Below are 331 nucleotides of genomic sequence, written 5' to 3'. Positions count from 1 at the left end.
GCACCGTGGTGCGCGACACGCCGAGCTGGCGCGCCAGTTCCGCAATCGAGGCGCGCGCATTGGCGCGCAGCAGGGTAAGCAGGGCTTGTTCGGCTTCAGTGATCATTTTGACGAAACCTTTCGGCAAATTGCTCAAAGTCATGCTTCACTTTGCCAGAATCCACGCTTCCTTTCGACAGGCAAGCTGCGAAAATTCTCACCACCGAATTGGCCTAATTGAAATTGCGGGGAATTGATCATGAAGAACATCGTTGTCGTCGGCGCCGGCAAGATCGGCTCGACCATCGCGGAAATGCTGAGCGCCACGGGCGACTATAGCGTCACACTGGTA

General features: G+C 56.2%; 1 protein-coding gene. It reads right to left on the bottom strand.

Going from position 1 to position 331, the window contains the following annotated elements; all coding sequences use genetic code 11:
* A partial coding sequence (locus tag EN852_RS37490) for an AsnC family transcriptional regulator (protein WP_135879817.1) occupies positions 1–106 on the bottom strand: 106 nt, incomplete at its 3' end.
* Positions 107–331 lie beyond the last annotated feature (225 nt).

It is taken from the genome of Mesorhizobium sp. M2E.F.Ca.ET.209.01.1.1 (assembly GCF_004010375.2).
GTDB lineage: Bacteria > Pseudomonadota > Alphaproteobacteria > Rhizobiales > Rhizobiaceae > Mesorhizobium.
This window is presented reverse-complemented; position numbering and strand designations above follow the sequence as displayed.